The sequence below is a fragment of the Pseudomonas entomophila genome (assembly GCF_013523165.1).
GTDB lineage: Bacteria > Pseudomonadota > Gammaproteobacteria > Pseudomonadales > Pseudomonadaceae > Aquipseudomonas > Aquipseudomonas entomophila_A.
The window spans coordinates 108,514-123,579 of record NZ_JAAMQI010000006.1; the positions used below are offsets into that span (position 1 = coordinate 108,514).

Genomic DNA, 15,066 nt, shown 5'->3' on the forward strand with positions numbered 1-15,066 from the left:
CCCCGGCACCCACCGGTGCCTGGCGCATGATCGAGGCTTCTTGTAGGCGCGGGCTTGCCCGCGAAGGCGGTGTCCAAGCCACCGCCTTCTTTTGCGGGTCCGCCTGCGCCTGCGCAAGCCTCGACATCCCAGGCACTGCGGTCGAATCCAGAATTCAAGGCAGGTAAAAAATGAGTGCGATCAACGTCTACCAGCAAAACCCCGGCGCCGACGTCAAGGCCCAGACCCCGCTGCACCATGCCGACCTGGCCAGCCTGGTCGGCAAGGGCCGCCAGAACGCCGGCGTCACCCTGCGTGAAAAGAAATTCCTCGGCCACCTGACCCTGCGTGGCGACGGCCACAACCCGGCGTTCGCCGCAGGTGTGCAGAAGGCCCTGGGCCTGGAGCTGCCGGTCGCCCTGACCGTGGTGGCCGACGGCGAGACCTCGCTGCAATGGGTCGGGCCGGACGAGTGGCTGCTGATCGTTCCCGGCGGTCAAGAGCTCGAGGCCGAACAGAAGCTGCGTGCCGCCCTCGAAGGCCAGCACATCCAGGTGGTCAACGTCAGCGGTGGGCAGACCCTGCTGGAGCTGCGCGGCCCGAACGTGCGCGACGTGCTGATGAAGTCCACCAGCTATGACGTGCACCCGAACAACTTCCCGGTCGGCAAGGCCGTCGGCACCGTGTTCGCCAAGTCGCAGCTGGTGATCCGCCGCACCGCCGAGGACACCTGGGAGCTGATGATCCGTCGCAGCTTCGCCGACTACTGGTGGCTGTGGCTGCAGGACGCGTCGGCCGAGTACGGCCTGACCATCGAGGCCTGAGGAGAACACCGATGAGCCGAGCACCGGATACCTGGATCCTGACCGCCGACTGCCAAAGCATGCTCGGCACCGTCGATGTGGTGACGCGTTTTCTGCACGAGCAACAGTGCTATGTGACCGAACACCACTCGTTCGACGACCGGCTGTCCGGCCGCTTCTTCATCCGTGTGGAGTTCCGCCAACCCGCTGGCTTCGACGAGGCCGCGTTCCGTGCAGGCCTCGGCGAGCGCAGTGCGAGCTTCGGCATGGGCTTCGAGCTGACCGCGCCCAATCACCGCCCCAAGGTGGTGATCATGGTGTCCAAGGCCGACCACTGCCTGAACGATCTGCTGTACCGGCAACGCATCGGTCAACTGGGCATGGACGTGGTCGCGGTGATTTCCAATCACCCTGACCTCGAGCCCCTGGCCCAGTGGCATAAGATTCCCTACCACCACTTCGCGCTCGACCCCAACGACAAACCCGGACAAGAGCGCCAGGTGCTGCGCGTGATCGAGGAGACCGGTGCCGAGCTGGTGATCCTCGCCCGCTACATGCAGGTGCTGTCACCCGAGCTGTGCCGTCGGCTCGATGGCTGGGCGATCAACATCCATCACTCGCTGCTGCCGGGTTTCAAGGGTGCCAAGCCCTACCACCAGGCGTACAACAAAGGTGTGAAGATGGTCGGCGCCACGGCGCACTACATCAACAACGACCTGGACGAGGGCCCGATCATCGCCCAGGGCGTCGAGACCGTGGACCACAGCGACTACCCCGAGGACCTGATCGCCAAGGGGCGCGACATCGAGTGCCTGACGTTGGCACGCGCGGTGGGGTATCACATCGAGAAGCGCGTGTTCCTCAATGCCAATCGGACGGTGGTGCTGTAGGGGGTAGTGTCGGGTCTGCATCGAGGGTGAGAGGCGATAGGTTGCCTGCAGGACATGGGCCCGCGCAGGCTGGCGCATGGAGGCTGTACCGATGCCATCGCGGGCAAGCCCGTTCCCATGAACATAAAATCTCTCGTTGATTTTAAAGGGAGTAATTTCAGGATTTTGTGGGCCCTCCGGGCCCAATCGCGGCACTGGGGCGCTCCCACAGGTGACCGCGATAGCCTGCAACCCCGCGGTGAGGCAACGGGTGTAGGAGCGGCCCCTGTGCCGCGATTGGGCCCGCCAGGGCCCACATTCGCACTTGGCAGAAACCATAGAATCTCCCACAGGTGACCGCGATAGCCATGTTCTCTGCGCGACAGCGCGGCGCCAAGGCGGCGGGCGGACTCCCACAGGGGCCGATCCGACGTCCCGGCAGTGTCGCTTCCCTATGAGCTGCAATTGCTTGTACTACTCCGGTAGTGCTACGGGTGTGGGGCTTGCCCGCGATGGCGGTCGTGCCAACAGCCGTGCGGTGGCAGCCTGCTTCGTCCCATCGAAGACTGACGCTCCAAAGCAAGTCACTGTCGTTCCCAGTCACCGTACCCCCTCCCGACAAGACCACAATGGGTCGCACCAATGCGCGGCCCTGTACGCCTTTGCGCCGTGGCAGGCGTCATTCCACGGCATCAGCAACATCTGTCGCCCTGGAAGGGCGGCGCTTCAACCACCGCTGCATAACTAGAATTCAAGCGAGGTAAGAGCATGTCAGGCAATCGTGGAGTGGTGTATCTCGGCGCCGGCAAGGTCGAGGTGCAAAAGATCGACTACCCGAAAATGCAGGACCCGCGTGGCAAGAAAATCGAGCACGGGGTGATCCTCAAGGTGGTCTCCACCAACATCTGCGGCTCTGACCAGCACATGGTCCGTGGTCGTACCACCGCCCAGGTCGGCCTGGTGCTGGGCCATGAAATCACCGGTGAAATCGTCGAAAAGGGCAGCGACGTCGAGCGCATGCAGATCGGCGACCTGGTGTCGGTGCCGTTCAACGTCGCCTGCGGTCGTTGCCGCTCCTGCAAGGAAATGCACACCGGCGTCTGCCTCACCGTCAACCCGGCCCGTGCGGGTGGCGCCTACGGCTATGTCGACATGGGCGACTGGACCGGCGGCCAGGCCGAGTACGTGCTGGTGCCGTACGCCGACTTCAACCTGCTGAAACTGCCCGATCGCGACAAGGCCATGGAGAAGATCCGTGACCTGACCTGCCTCTCCGATATCCTGCCGACCGGCTACCATGGTGCCGTGACCGCAGGCGTCGGCCCAGGCAGCACCGTCTACGTCGCCGGTGCCGGCCCGGTCGGCCTGGCTGCGGCCGCCTCGGCTCGCCTCCTGGGCGCTGCCTGCGTCATCGTCGGCGACCTCAACCCGGCGCGTCTGGCGCACGCCAAGTCGCAAGGCTTCGAAGTGGTCGACCTGTCCAAGGACACCCCACTGCACGAGCAGATCGTCGACATCCTCGGCGAGCCGGAAGTGGACTGCGCGGTCGATGCCGTCGGCTTCGAGGCCCGTGGCCATGGCCATGAAGGCGCCAAGCACGAAGCCCCGGCCACCGTGCTGAACTCGCTGATGCAGGTGACCCGCGTGGCCGGCAGCATCGGTATCCCGGGCCTGTACGTGACCGAAGACCCGGGCGCATCGGATGCCGCCGCCAAGATCGGCGCTCTGAGCATTCGCTTCGGCCTGGGCTGGGCCAAGTCGCACAGCTTCCACACCGGCCAGACCCCGACCATGAAGTACAACCGCCAGCTGATGCAGGCGATCATGTGGGACCGGATCAACATCGCCGAAGTCGTGGGTGTGCAGGTGATCAACCTGGACCAGGCACCGCAGGGGTATGGCGAGTTCGACGCCGGCGTGCCGAAGAAATTCGTGATCGACCCGCACAAGATGTGGGGCGCGGCGTGATCGCGTGATGTGATGTAACGAAGAGCCCCTCTCGTAGAGGGGCTTTTTCATGGCTGCTCGTCGGGGCTTTGCACGCCAAGGACCGAGCCTTTGTCATCGGTGGCCAGCAAGCTGCTGGTTTGGGTGGCGTCGGTGCTCAGTTCAGCCAACGGTTGTTCGGCAGCGCGAAAGATGGCCAGATGCTGATCGTTCTGGGTTAGGGTGATGAGCTTGCCGTTTTGATAAAAGAAGCGCGATTTCTTTGAGACGTTGTGCATGATGCAGGTTCCCGCCTGAAAGAGTGTTGAAATGACGTGAGCCTGGTTTGAACACAGGAAAGAGTGAGCGGACTCATTTGTCTGTGCGTCAGTCAGGGCCCTTCCGAATTGTTTTAAGGCGTTGGTTGATTTTATCAATTTGAGACTGTGCTTTTGCTGCCTTCTGGGTCAACTTAATAAGTGCTTTACTTTCAGCTTCACTAGAGAGTCTTAGATCTTTCCGACGTTTAAGATTTGTATAAGAAAGCCCTCCCTCTTCCAGGATGCTGTTAAGCCTTTCTTGAATTTTTGATTTTTCCTCTGACAAGAACGTTGCCAATTTCGCATCAGTCTGCAAGCGGCGGTCAGTGTTTTCTAAACCACTTCCTTCTGAGAGTCGTTGACCTGCGGGCCGGTCTGGAAGCGGTCTTTTGTGTGCCCGGGTAGGTGATGAGGGTTGGGGGTTGAACGTCTCTGAAATTACCTGCGAGTTTTTGCTTCCAGGTGTTCTTAAGTGTAAGCGATTGGCAGCGCCCTTGAAAAAGCTCCGGATGAATCGCGGAACGTTTCCAGAGGGGTCCATTTTGTTGATAGGGTCGTTCTCGCAGTACGCGTATGCATTGAGCCCGCCTTGGTCAAATGGACTAAATAGGTCAGGGCTGGAAAAACGAAAAAGTGTCGGGTGGTAGGTTCGATTCCCGTTGCCCAATGCGTAGGTTCTCGTCGAGGGGTCAAGTCGTTCTCCGTTGAAGGCGAGTACCGCTGTCGATTGTCCCTCTTTAAAAAAGCCGTAGGCCGAGTAGGTCGTCTTATCAGGCACCCCGTTGAGCACGGAGTTGGCTTGGTCAACGTGCAGTGGTTGAGCTGCTGTGCCTTGATCTAACTGCGCTAGGGCAGTGTCTTGAGATCGCACTATGTGGCGAATGCCTTGGTTGGAGATTTCGGTTGCCAAGTGGTCAGCTTGGTAAAAAAGCATGTGAGTACACGCGGGTGCCGTTTCTGATTTATCGGTCTGTGCGATCACGTTTGGGGTCTGTGTGGCCCTATGAGCTGTCATGTTTTCGAGGCTCCTGAAACGATGGAGGGGCTTTCAATCTGCATGATCGCGCGCATGGTCACAACTGACAGATTTGCTAGGCTATACGTTATCCGAGATGCCTTGTCATCCAAGCTCTTGCGGCCAGCAGGGTACCTCCCGATGAACGCATTCACGCTAACGACCAGGTAGGCAATTGCAGCACGACAGACATTGGATATTGGAAAGGCGTTGAATGGGCGTAGGAGGGTGCGGCGATTGTTCTGTCGCAACGCGTTGTACTGATAATGGGATCCGCTCCACGAAAGCATCAGCATTGGCGGAGCGGCGCGCATTACATTTCTGTTCGCAACTGCTCGATTCGCTTATCTTTTTGCAACCACAACTGATTCACCCAAGCCTGCACGGTCTGCCGGAAGTGGAGATCATTTTCGTAATCTCCAGCCCATAGCGCCGGATCCAGTTCGAGCACCCGAATATCGACGATCACCTGCCTGATGCTTCCATTGAGCAAATCCCAGAACCCCGGCGCCTGATCACCGGGATACACGATGGTCACATCCAGCAGCGCATCCAGCTGCTCGCCCAGCGCCGCCAGCACGAACGCCACGCCACCCGCCTTGGGCTTGAGCAGGTACCGATAGGGCGACTGCTGGGCCTGGTGTTTGGCCGGGGTAAAACGCGTGCCTTCGAGGTAGTTGACCACGGTCACCGGCTGACGCTTGAACAGCTCGCAGGCGGCCTTGGTGATTTCCAGGTCCTTGCCCTTGAGCTCCGGATGCTTTTCCAGGAAGGCCTTGCTGTAGCGCTTCATGAACGGGTAGTCCAGGCCCCACCAAGCCAGCCCCAGCAGGGGCACCCAGATCAGCTCCTTCTTCAGGAAGAACTTGAAGAACGGCGTGCGGCGGTTGAGGCTTTCCATCAGCGCCGGGATGTCCACCCAGCTCTGGTGGTTGCTGACGCACAGGTAGGAGGTGTCCGGGCGCAGGTTGTCCACGCCGCGAATGTCCCAGCGGGTCGGGATGCACGCGGCGAAGATCAGTTTGTCGATCTCGGCCCAGGTTTCTGCCACCCACATGACCGCGCGCGAGGCCCAGTCGCGGCCGCGGGTCGGCAGCATCAGCTTGAGCACGGCGAAGAACAGCAGAGGGCAGATCAGCACCAGGGTATTGAGCAGCAGCAGGGTAGCCACGAGCAGGCCGGTGAACAGGCGACGCATAGGAAAACTCTTGTGGTCTGAGCAGGAGGCCATGATAAGCATGCCGCTGCGCCCCGCCAAATCCGCCGGGCCGTGCGGCGCGAACAAATGTTTCACATTGTGTTGGCTAGAGTCGCAGGCCCTTGCCATGGACCGGTGAAACATCGACGGACGATTGACGTCCAACCCGTGTCTTCGAACCAGGAGCCTTATCCGTGAAACCCATGCTCGCTTTGCTGTGCGCCTTGTCCTTGCCCGCGATGGCGGCAGACCCTGCGCTCTACGGACGCTACGAACACATCGGCCTGCCGGAGCTCGGCGAAACCCTCAAGGCCAAGATGGACACCGGCGCCTGGACGGCCTCGCTGTCGGCCAAGGACATCGAACGCTTCACACGCGGTGGCGATGACTGGGTGCGCTTCCGCCTGGCGACCCCGGACGCCGACGGCAAGGTGTACGAACACAAGCTGGCGCGCATCAGCAAGATCAAGAGCCGAGCCGACGAGGACGAGGAGGGCGAGGCGGCCGGGTTCGCCAAACGGCCCGTGATCGATCTGGACCTGTGCCTGGGCAACGTCAAGCGCACCGTCGAGGTGAACCTCACCGACCGCAGCAGCTTCGACTACCCCCTGCTGATCGGCGCCAAGGCCCTGCGCGAGTTCAAGGCGGCCATCGATCCGGCGCAGCGCTACACCGTGGACAAGCCTGACTGCTGAGGCAGAAGCTGCCAGTGGTGAGCTGCACGCTAGAAGCCAGAAGCTGCAACCAGTAGGATTCAGCGTACAGTCTGCGCCCCGTTCCTGCTTGCAGCTTGCAGCCCGCCACTCGAGACCCCCATGCCCCACATCCTCATCGTCGAAGACGAAGCCGCCATCGCCGACACGCTGATCTACGCCCTGCAGGCCGACGGTCACAGCACCGACTGGGTCTCGCTGGGCGGCGTGGCGCTCGAGCGGCTGCGGCTGCAACCGGCAGACCTGGTGATTCTCGACATCGGCTTGCCCGACATGAGCGGCTTCGAGACGTGTCGGCAGGTGCGTCGGTTCTCCGAGGTGCCGGTGATGTTCCTCAGCGCGCGCGATGGGGAAATCGATCGGGTCGTGGGGCTGGAAATCGGCGCCGACGACTATGTCGTCAAACCATTCAGCCCGCGTGAAGTGGCGGCGCGGGTCCGGGCGATCCTCAAGCGCATGGCGCCACGGGTCAAGCCTGTGGAGGCCGCGGCGCCGTTCCAGGTGGACACCGTGCGCATGCTGATCCAGTACCGTGGTCAGTCGCTGGCCCTGACGCGTCACGAGTTCCGCCTGCTGCACTGCCTGCTGGCGCAGCCGCAGCGGGTGTTCAGCCGCGAGCAGCTGCTCGATGCGCTCGGTGTGGCCTCCGATGTCGGCTACGAGCGGACCATCGACAGCCACATCAAGAGCCTGCGCGCCAAGCTGCGCCAGGTCGCCGCCCACGCCGAACCGATCCAGACCCACCGAGGCCTGGGCTACAGCTATAGCCCGGACCAGGCCTGATGCGCCTGGGGATACGGATCTTCCTGGTGTACTTCCTGTTCGTCGGCCTGGCGGGGTATTTCCTGCTCAATACCGTGCGCGAACAGATCCGTCCGGTGGTGCGTCAGTCCTCCGAGGAAACCTTGGTAGACACGGCCAACCTGCTGGCGGAAATCCTGCATGACGACGTCAAGGCCGGGACCCTCGGCCAGGGCCGCCTGCCCGAGGTGCTCAAGGCCTATGGCCTGCGCCGTCCTGGCGCACGGATCTGGGGGTTGGAGAAGCACCAGGTCAGTCACCGGATCTACGTCACCGATGCCCGCGGCATCGTGCTGCTCGACTCCAGTGGCCAGGCGCTCGGCCAGGACTACTCGCGCTGGAACGACGTCTACCTGACCTTGCGCGGCCAGTACGGGGCGCGCTCCACGCGCAGCGTCAAGGCGGACGAGAGCACCTCGGTGATGCATGTGGCGGCGCCGATCCTGGACCAGGGCCGGATCATCGGCGTGGTCACCGTGGCCAAGCCCAACAGCTCTCTGCAGCCGTACATCGACCGCTCCGAACGCCGTCTGCTGACCCTGGGGCTGGGCGTGATCGTCATGGGCCTGCTGGTCGGGGCGGCCTTGTCCTGGTGGCTGGCGCGCGCCCTGCGCAAGCTGGCGCGTTATGCCCAGGCGGTCAGCGAGGGTGAGCGTGCCGCGCTGCCGTTCTACAAGGGCGGCGAGCTGGCGCACCTGGCCGCAGCCGTCGAGCGCATGCGCACGCAGCTCGAAGGCAAGGCCTACGTCGAGCGGTACGTCCACACCCTGACCCATGAGCTGAAAAGCCCGCTGGCGGCGATTCGCGGGGCAGCGGAGCTGCTGCAAGGGGAGATGCCAGCCGATCAGCGGGCGCGGTTCGCCGCCAACGTCGAGCGCGAGAGCGAGCGCGTGCAACAGATGATCGAGCGCTTGCTCGACCTGGCCAAGGTCGAGCAGATGCAGGCGCTGGAGGACGAGCACCACGTGGACATCGCGACAGTGGTCGACGAGTTGCTGACGGCCCAGGCGACACGGGTGGCGGCCGGGGGTATCCGGGTGCGCCAGGACCTGCCAGCGCGCCGCTTGCTGTGCGATCCCTTCCTGATGCGTCAGGCCCTGGCCAACCTGCTGGACAATGCCCTGGACTTCACACCGCCTGGCGGTGTCCTGACGTTCGACCTGGCGCACCAGGACGAGCGGGTCGCGTTGAGTGTGTTCAACCAAGCCGACCCGATCCCGGATTACGCCATCGGCCGGGTCGCCGAGCGTTTCTACTCGCTGCCCCGCCCCGCGAGCGGACGCAAGAGCACGGGCCTGGGGCTCAATTTCGTGGCCGAGGTCATGCACCTGCATGGCGGCGCCCTGGCCGTGGACAATGTCGACGGGGGAGTACAGGTCCGGTTGTGGTTGCCGGCGAGGCGTTTCGACTGAGCATGCGAGGGCCTGCGTCTCGCTCATTCCACACACTCTCCACACACGCTCCTCAACCCCTCCATACAGCCTGCGCACACTGCCTCCACTGACCCAGGAGGCTCCATGAACAAGACCCTTGCGTTCAAGCTCGGCACCATCGCCCTGCTGACGTTGCTGTTGTTGATTCCACTGCTCATGATCGATGGCCTGATCGGGGAGCGCCAGCGTCTGCGCGACGGTGTGGTGCAGAACATCGCCCAGAGCGCCAGCTTCGATCAGCGGATCAGTGGCCCGCTGCTGGTGGTGCCGTACCGTAAGCTGCAACGCCGCTGGATCGACAAGGACGGCCAGCGTGTCGAGGACGTCAGCACGGTCGCCGGGCAGCTCTACTTTCTGCCCGAGGCCTTCGCCGCCGACTTGGACGTGGCGACGGAGCAGCGGTCGCGGGGCATCTACCAGGCGCGGCTGTTCCATGCCAAGGGCCACCTGGCCGGCAGCTTCCGGCTGCCAGCGCACTGGGGCATCGACAAGGACTATGACGACTACCGTTTCGACACGCCGCGCCTGGTGGTCGGTATCAGCGACATCCGCGGGATCGAGAATGCCGTGCAGCTCACCGTCGACGGCACGTCCCGGGCGTTCGAGGCCGGGACCGGGCTGGACTGGCTGCGCGACGGTGTGCAGGTGGCCTTGCCCCAGCTGGAGGATCCGGTCGCCCGTGAGTTCGAGTACGGTTTCGATCTGGCCTTGCAGGGCACGGGCCAGTTGCAGCTCGTGCCGGTCGGGCGCACCAGCCGCGTCGACCTGCGCGCCAGCTGGCCGCACCCGAGCTTCATCGGCAGCTACCTGCCCAACCGCCATGCGATCGACGGCCAGGGTTTCACGGCGCACTGGCAGACCTCGTTCTTCGCCACCAACCTCGAGGACGCCCTGCGGCAGTGCGCCACCGAGGGGCAATGCGAGGCCTTCGGCGAGCGCACCTTTGGCGTGAGTTTCGTCGACCCGGTCGACCAGTACCTGAAAAGCGAGCGGGCCATCAAGTATGCCTTGCTGTTCATCGCCCTGACCTTCGCAGGCTTCTTCCTGTTCGAGGTGCTCAGGAACCTCAGCGTGCACCCGGTGCAGTACATCCTGGTCGGCACGGCCCTGGCCTTCTTCTACCTGCTGCTGTTGTCGTTGTCCGAACACCTGGGCTTCGGGCTGGCATACAGCCTGTCGGCGACGGCCTGCGTGGCGTTGATCGGGTTCTACTTGAGCCACGTGCTGCACAGCGCGGCCCGTGGGGCGGGCTTCGCGGCTGGCCTGGCGGCGCTGTACGCGATGCTCTATGGATTGCTCAGCGCCGAGGACTATGCCCTGCTGATGGGGTCGCTGCTGTGCTTCGGCCTGCTGGGCGTGTTCATGGTCCTCACGCGGCGGCTCGACTGGGCGCGGGTGGGGCGGCCGGCATGAGGGAGGATAAAGCGATCGGGCGTTGGCTGGCGCAGCGGGTTGGGCAGTTGTTCGGTCCGACGCCGCAACTGCACGCTACACGCAAGGGGACTTAGCGACGTGCGCGACAAGCGTCCGTCCGGCGGCGCCTGCATCGCGGGCAAGCCCGCTCCCACAGAGGGCTGTGCCAGCCCGACAAATTGGCGTTGCGAGCGACCGATCCATCGAGCTGATACGTGCCCTGGGCAGGACCTGTGGGAGATTCTATGGTTTCTGCCAAGCGCTAATGTGGGCCCTGGCGGGCCCAATCGCGGCACAGGGGCCGCCCACACCCGTAGCCCCACCGCGGCATGGCAGGCCATCGCGGTCCGTGTGGGGCTTGCCCGCGATGCAGACGCTGAGGACGGAGCAGTGCCCTCAGACCGTCGGCACCGTGGCAAGCATGGACGGCCGTTTCGCAACCTTCGCATACCAGGCCGCCAACCCCGGCTGCCGCTCACGCCAGCCGAACGCAGGCTGGCGCAAGTCCAGGTAGCCCAACGCGCACGCCACACCGATGGCAGCAATGTCGAATACCGAGGCCAGCTCCGCCAGATGCGCCTGCTCGAGGTCGGCCAACGCACGCTGGATCTTCTGCGTCTGCGCATCCACCCAGCCTTCCCAGCGTTTGTCTTCGGGGCGCAGGAAGGTCTCGTAGCGGGTCGACACCGCTGCATCGAGAATGCCGTCGGCCTGGGACGCCAGGGTCAGCCGTCGCCAACGGGCGGCGCCTTCGCGCGGGATCAGGGGGTGGCCGACATGCTGCTGGTCCAGGTACTCGCAGATCACCCGGCTGTCATGCAGCACGCTGCCATCGGCCAGGCGCAAGGCCGGGATCTTGCCGAGCGGGTTGCCCTGGTTGAGGGTGTCGTCGCCGCTCACCGGGCTGATGTTCACGCCTTGCAGCGTCACCCGGTCCTGCTGGCCAGTCTCGTGCAGCAGCACCCTGACCTTGCGCACGAAGGGTGACAGGGGTGAGTAGAACAGTGTCATGCCGCTCATGGTCGACGCCTCAGTTGCCTTGCAGGCTTGGTGGCAGGCACACGCCGGTGCCGCCGATGCCGCAGTAGCCGTTGGGGTTCTTGGCCAGGTACTGCTGGTGATAGGCCTCGGCGAAGTACACGGTCGGGGCTTGGTCGATCTCGGTGGTGATGGCGCCAAACCCGGCCTTGTTCAGCTCGGCCTGGTAGGCATCCTTGCTCGCCTGGGCCTGTTCCAGCTGCTCGGGGCTGGTGCAGTAGATCACCGAGCGGTACTGGGTGCCGACATCGTTGCCCTGGCGCATGCCTTGGGTCGGGTTGTGCAGCTCCCAGAACATCGCCAGCAGCTCGCGGTAGCTGACCTTGGCCTTGTCGAACACCACCAGCACCACTTCGGTATGGCCGGTCAGGCCCGAGCAGACTTCCTCATAGGTCGGGTTCGGCGTGAAACCGCCGGCGTAGCCCACGACCGTGCTGACCACACCTTCACGTTGCCAGAAGCGGCGCTCGGCGCCCCAGAAGCAGCCCAGGCCGAAGATGGCGAAGTCGACATCCTCGAAGAACGGGCCGAGCAGGGGGGTACCCTCGAACACATGGTGGAACTCGGGCAGGGCCATCGGCGTTTCACGGCCAGGCAGTGCCTGTTCCGCGGTAGGCAGGACGTTTTTGTTCACCAGGATTTCAGAACGCAGGACCATGGCCGTACCTCTTGAGTCGGTCGAAAGGGAAGACCCCTAGTGTGCCCGAGAGTCGCGCAGCTGTCAGGTCACCGGGCCACGCGGATAGCGCGCGAGACGCTCGACCAGTTCGCGTCCCGGAATCGGCTTGTCGAACAGGTAGCCCTGGCCGACGTCGCAGCGGTGACGCCGCAGGAACGCCAATTGCTCTGCCGTCTCGATGCCTTCGGCCACCACCTTGAGCTTGAGGTTGTGGGCCATGGCGATCACCGCCGAGGTGATTTCCATGTCGTCCTGGTTGTCGGGAATCTCGCTGATGAAGCTGCGATCGATCTTGAGGATGTCGATCGGGAACTTCTTCAGGTAGCTCAATGACGAGTAGCCGGTGCCGAAGTCGTCCATCGCCAGGCTCAGGCCCAGCTCCTTGAGCTGTTCGAGCTGGCGCCGGGTGTCGTCGGTGGCCTCCAGCAGCAGGCCCTCGGTCAGCTCCAGTTCCAGCAGGTGGGCCGGCAGCGCCTGCTCCTGAAGGATGCCCGCGATCGAGCTGACCAGCTCAGGGTCGGAGAACTGCTTGGGCGAAAGGTTGATGGCCACGTGCAGGTCGCCCAGGCCGGCCGCACTCAGGCGCTTGCTCATGGCGCAGGACTCGCGCACCACCCACTTGCCGATGGGAATGATCAAGCCCGTCTCCTCGGCCACGCTGATGAACTGGTCCGGACGGATCATGCCACGCTCGGGGTGGTTCCAGCGCAGCAAGGCTTCCAGCCCCAGCAGCCGGCCGCTGCGCAGGCACAGCTTGGGCTGGTAGAACACCTCCAGTTCATCCTGGGTCAGGGCGCGGCGCAGGTTGTTCTCGACGAACAGCTTGTAGCTGGCTTCGGCGTTGAGCACTTCGGTGAACACCTGCACCTGGTGCTTGCCGTTGGCCTTGGCCTTGTGCAGCGCCAGGCCGGCGTTCTTCATCAGGGTCTGCGGGTCACGCCCGTGCAGCGGGGCGCAGGCCAGACCGACCGAGGCAGTGATGTTGATCAGCTGGTTGTCCACGAACATCGGCTTGTCGAGGGTCTGCAGCAAGCGCTGGGCGATGCACCGGCCTTCTTCGAGTGCCGTGTCGTCGAGCAGCACGGCGAACTCGTTGCTGGCAAAGCGCGCCAGGCAACCACTGTCGTCCAGGCTGTTGCGCAGGCGCCGGGCCAGGCTGACCAGAAGCTTGTCACCCGCGTGATGGCCGAGGCTGTCGTTGATGCGCTTGAAGTTGTCGATGTCCACGAACAGCAGGCAGATCAGGCTGTCGCCATCGCGCGCGAAGCGCTCGTCGAGGCTGCGGATGAACGCCGGGCGGTTGCCAAGGGTGGTGAGGTTGTCGGTGTAGGCCAGGCGTTCGATGCGCTGCTGGGCCAACTTGGTCTGGGTGATGTCTTCGTAGATGCCGATGTAGTGGGTCAGCTCACGGTTGTCACCGTAGACCTTGGAGATCGACAACTGGCCCCAGTAGGGCTCCAGGCTCTTGCGGCGGCTCTTGAACTCGCCCTGCCAGCTGTTGCCGATGGCCAGGGTGGAGGCGGAGTCGAACAGCAGTTCGCTGAGGTTCTCCAGCGCCGGCAACTCGGCCAGGTGATGACCTTGCACTTCTTCGGTGCTGTACTGCGTGATGGCCGTGAAGCTCGGGTTCACGTACTCGACCACGCCCTCGCGGTTGACCAGCAGGAAGGCGCTGGCGCTCTGCTCCACCGCCCGCTGGAACAGGTGCAGTGCGCTGGTCGCCGTGCGTCGGTTGTGGCTGGTGATGACCTGGGCGACCTGGTCGGCCAGCTCCCCGGCGAAGGCGATTTCGTCGGCCTGCCAGGTGCGCGGCCCGCTGGTCTGCTCCAGGCACAGCACGCCCACCACCTGGCCATCGATGCGAATGCCGGCGTCCAGCAAGGCATTGTTGCTGGTCGGGTAGAGGCCATCGACCAGGTCCCGTGTGCGCGGATCGTGGCTGGCGTTGTGCGCATCGATGGCGCGGCTGGCATGCAGGGCATCGAGGTAGTCGGGAAAGTTGGCGATGTCGAGCGGTTCAGGCAACTGGTGACGCTGCTCGGCCTGGTGCCAGGAGGAGATCGGTTCCAGTCGCTGGTCGACCAGGTGCCACAGGCTGGCGCGATCGACCCGGTAGATCTCGCAGGCACTGCGAGTGATCAGCTCGGCGGCTTCGATCAGGGAGTTGCTCGCGCTGTAGCGCTGGCGGGCCAGGCGCAGGATCAGGTTTTGCTGGGCCTGGACCCGCTCGAGCTGCTCGAGCTGCTCTTGCTGCACGCTCTGATTGGCCAGCAGGGCGCGCTCCAGGCGCGTGTTGCGGCTTTCCAGGTCGAGGGCATCGAGGTCGAGGTCGACGATCGGCTCGTCGTCGAGTAGGGTCAGGTACCCGCGCAGCATCTGCCGGGTCGCCTGACGAAACGCCTCGCCCGCTTCCAGCACCCGCAGCGTTCTGTCGTCGAGGTGCAAGGTGTAGCGCACCTGGTAGTGAGGGCGTTGCGCCAGCTGCAGCTGAATCTCGTCATGCAGCCGGTAACGGGCTTCGGGCTCCATCAGGCTGGCGAAAGGCGAGCCGACCAGCGCGCACAGTTCGGTGGCCGGCTGGCCCAGCAGGCGCTCGCACAAGGGGTCGAGGTACAGGAGCGCCCAACTGGCTTCGTTGAGCCGCTCGAAACGCAGCATGCCAAGCCGTGAGGGCACAGGCAGTTGCGTGACGACCTCGGCCACCACGCGGCTGGTGGCATCGGGTTGGCTTTTCATCGAAGACTCGCTCGGACAAGGCAGTGGACGCGGAATGCGGTTCATCGACGGCGCGTTCAGCAAGGTTGCATCATGCCCCATGGACTGGCAAGCGGCCATAGGGGCCACAGGCAGTTTATCGGTCGAAGACGGGAAGTCTGAAG

The 15,066-nt window shown here is 63.8% G+C and carries 13 protein-coding genes; 7 read left to right on the plus strand and 6 right to left on the minus strand.

The annotated features are described in order from the left end of the window. Positions 1–170: 170 nt before the first annotated feature. The 3 genes from G7Z99_RS06650 (at position 171) to fdhA (ending at position 3,619) form a co-directional block, all read left to right on the plus strand. Positions 171–803 (plus strand): sarcosine oxidase subunit gamma, encoded by a 633-nt coding sequence (locus G7Z99_RS06650; RefSeq protein ID WP_181092773.1) that lies wholly within the window; start codon positions 171–173, stop codon positions 801–803. Positions 804–814: 11 nt separating this feature from the next. Further along, on the plus strand, positions 815–1,672 hold the full coding sequence (purU, locus tag G7Z99_RS06655; protein WP_181092774.1) for a formyltetrahydrofolate deformylase: 858 nt from the start codon (positions 815–817) through the stop codon (positions 1,670–1,672). Between the two features lie 747 nt (positions 1,673–2,419). Then, positions 2,420–3,619: a formaldehyde dehydrogenase, glutathione-independent gene (fdhA, locus tag G7Z99_RS06660; RefSeq protein WP_181092775.1), complete on the plus strand. Its 1,200-nt coding sequence runs from the start codon at positions 2,420–2,422 to the stop codon at positions 3,617–3,619. A 47-nt stretch (positions 3,620–3,666) separates the two neighbouring features. Here fdhA and G7Z99_RS06665 read toward each other — a convergent pair whose 3' ends face one another. The 3 genes from G7Z99_RS06665 to G7Z99_RS06675 all read right to left on the minus strand — a co-directional run bounded on the left by G7Z99_RS06665 (position 3,667) and on the right by G7Z99_RS06675 (position 6,110). Then, a complete protein-coding gene (locus tag G7Z99_RS06665) occupies positions 3,667–3,876 on the minus strand; it encodes a hypothetical protein (protein WP_181092776.1) in 210 nt (69 codons plus the stop codon). An 88-nt stretch (positions 3,877–3,964) separates the two neighbouring features. Next, complete coding sequence (locus tag G7Z99_RS06670) at positions 3,965–4,831, minus strand: RHS repeat-associated core domain-containing protein (RefSeq protein WP_258196973.1); 867 nt, start codon at positions 4,829–4,831, stop codon at positions 3,965–3,967. 394 nt (positions 4,832–5,225) lie between these two features. Continuing rightward, positions 5,226–6,110, minus strand: a complete 885-nt coding sequence (locus G7Z99_RS06675; protein ID WP_181092778.1) for an acyltransferase — start codon at positions 6,108–6,110, stop codon at positions 5,226–5,228. Positions 6,111–6,304: 194 nt separating this feature from the next. Between G7Z99_RS06675 and rloA2 the strand changes: the two genes are divergently transcribed. The 4 genes from rloA2 to creD all read left to right on the plus strand — a co-directional run bounded on the left by rloA2 (position 6,305) and on the right by creD (position 10,470). Further along, on the plus strand, positions 6,305–6,805 hold the full coding sequence (gene rloA2, locus G7Z99_RS06680; RefSeq protein ID WP_181092779.1) for a retropepsin-like aspartic peptidase RloA2: 501 nt from the start codon (positions 6,305–6,307) through the stop codon (positions 6,803–6,805). A 120-nt stretch (positions 6,806–6,925) separates the two neighbouring features. Further along, positions 6,926–7,606, plus strand: a complete 681-nt coding sequence (gene creB, locus G7Z99_RS06685) for a two-component system response regulator CreB (protein WP_181092780.1) — start codon at positions 6,926–6,928, stop codon at positions 7,604–7,606. Beyond that, complete coding sequence (creC, locus tag G7Z99_RS06690) at positions 7,606–9,036, plus strand: two-component system sensor histidine kinase CreC (protein WP_181092781.1); 1,431 nt, start codon at positions 7,606–7,608, stop codon at positions 9,034–9,036. The genes creB and creC overlap by 1 nt, the downstream gene beginning before the upstream one ends. Before the next feature lie 105 nt (positions 9,037–9,141). Beyond that, on the plus strand, positions 9,142–10,470 hold the full coding sequence (gene creD, locus G7Z99_RS06695; protein WP_181092782.1) for a cell envelope integrity protein CreD: 1,329 nt from the start codon (positions 9,142–9,144) through the stop codon (positions 10,468–10,470). A gap of 396 nt (positions 10,471–10,866) precedes the next feature. On the opposite strand, the gene G7Z99_RS06700 is transcribed toward creD, so the two are convergent. The 3 genes from G7Z99_RS06700 to G7Z99_RS06710 form a co-directional block, all read right to left on the minus strand. After that, complete coding sequence (locus G7Z99_RS06700; RefSeq protein ID WP_181092783.1) at positions 10,867–11,490, minus strand: glutathione S-transferase; 624 nt, start codon at positions 11,488–11,490, stop codon at positions 10,867–10,869. Positions 11,491–11,500: 10 nt separating this feature from the next. Next, positions 11,501–12,166: a peptide-methionine (S)-S-oxide reductase MsrA gene (msrA, locus tag G7Z99_RS06705; RefSeq protein WP_181092784.1), complete on the minus strand. Its 666-nt coding sequence runs from the start codon at positions 12,164–12,166 to the stop codon at positions 11,501–11,503. Positions 12,167–12,229: 63 nt separating this feature from the next. Then, positions 12,230–14,923, minus strand: a complete 2,694-nt coding sequence (locus tag G7Z99_RS06710) for a putative bifunctional diguanylate cyclase/phosphodiesterase (protein ID WP_181092785.1) — start codon at positions 14,921–14,923, stop codon at positions 12,230–12,232. Positions 14,924–15,066 lie beyond the last annotated feature (143 nt).

What these genes read in the sequence shown, in the direction of transcription:
- G7Z99_RS06650 (WP_181092773.1), top strand. Translation starts at nt 171, where the DNA reads ATGAGTGCGATCAACGTCTACCAGCAAAACCCCGGCGCCGACGTCAAG.
- purU (WP_181092774.1), top strand. Translation starts at nt 815, where the DNA reads ATGAGCCGAGCACCGGATACCTGGATCCTGACCGCCGACTGCCAAAGC.
- fdhA (WP_181092775.1), top strand. Translation starts at nt 2,420, where the DNA reads ATGTCAGGCAATCGTGGAGTGGTGTATCTCGGCGCCGGCAAGGTCGAG.
- G7Z99_RS06665 (WP_181092776.1), bottom strand. Translation starts at nt 3,876, where the DNA reads ATGCACAACGTCTCAAAGAAATCGCGCTTCTTTTATCAAAACGGCAAG.
- G7Z99_RS06670 (WP_258196973.1), bottom strand. Translation starts at nt 4,831, where the DNA reads ATGCTTTTTTACCAAGCTGACCACTTGGCAACCGAAATCTCCAACCAA.
- G7Z99_RS06675 (WP_181092778.1), bottom strand. Translation starts at nt 6,110, where the DNA reads ATGCGTCGCCTGTTCACCGGCCTGCTCGTGGCTACCCTGCTGCTGCTC.
- creB (WP_181092780.1), top strand. Translation starts at nt 6,926, where the DNA reads ATGCCCCACATCCTCATCGTCGAAGACGAAGCCGCCATCGCCGACACG.
- creC (WP_181092781.1), top strand. Translation starts at nt 7,606, where the DNA reads ATGCGCCTGGGGATACGGATCTTCCTGGTGTACTTCCTGTTCGTCGGC.
- creD (WP_181092782.1), top strand. Translation starts at nt 9,142, where the DNA reads ATGAACAAGACCCTTGCGTTCAAGCTCGGCACCATCGCCCTGCTGACG.
- G7Z99_RS06700 (WP_181092783.1), bottom strand. Translation starts at nt 11,490, where the DNA reads ATGAGCGGCATGACACTGTTCTACTCACCCCTGTCACCCTTCGTGCGC.
- msrA (WP_181092784.1), bottom strand. Translation starts at nt 12,166, where the DNA reads ATGGTCCTGCGTTCTGAAATCCTGGTGAACAAAAACGTCCTGCCTACC.
- G7Z99_RS06710 (WP_181092785.1), bottom strand. Translation starts at nt 14,923, where the DNA reads ATGAAAAGCCAACCCGATGCCACCAGCCGCGTGGTGGCCGAGGTCGTC.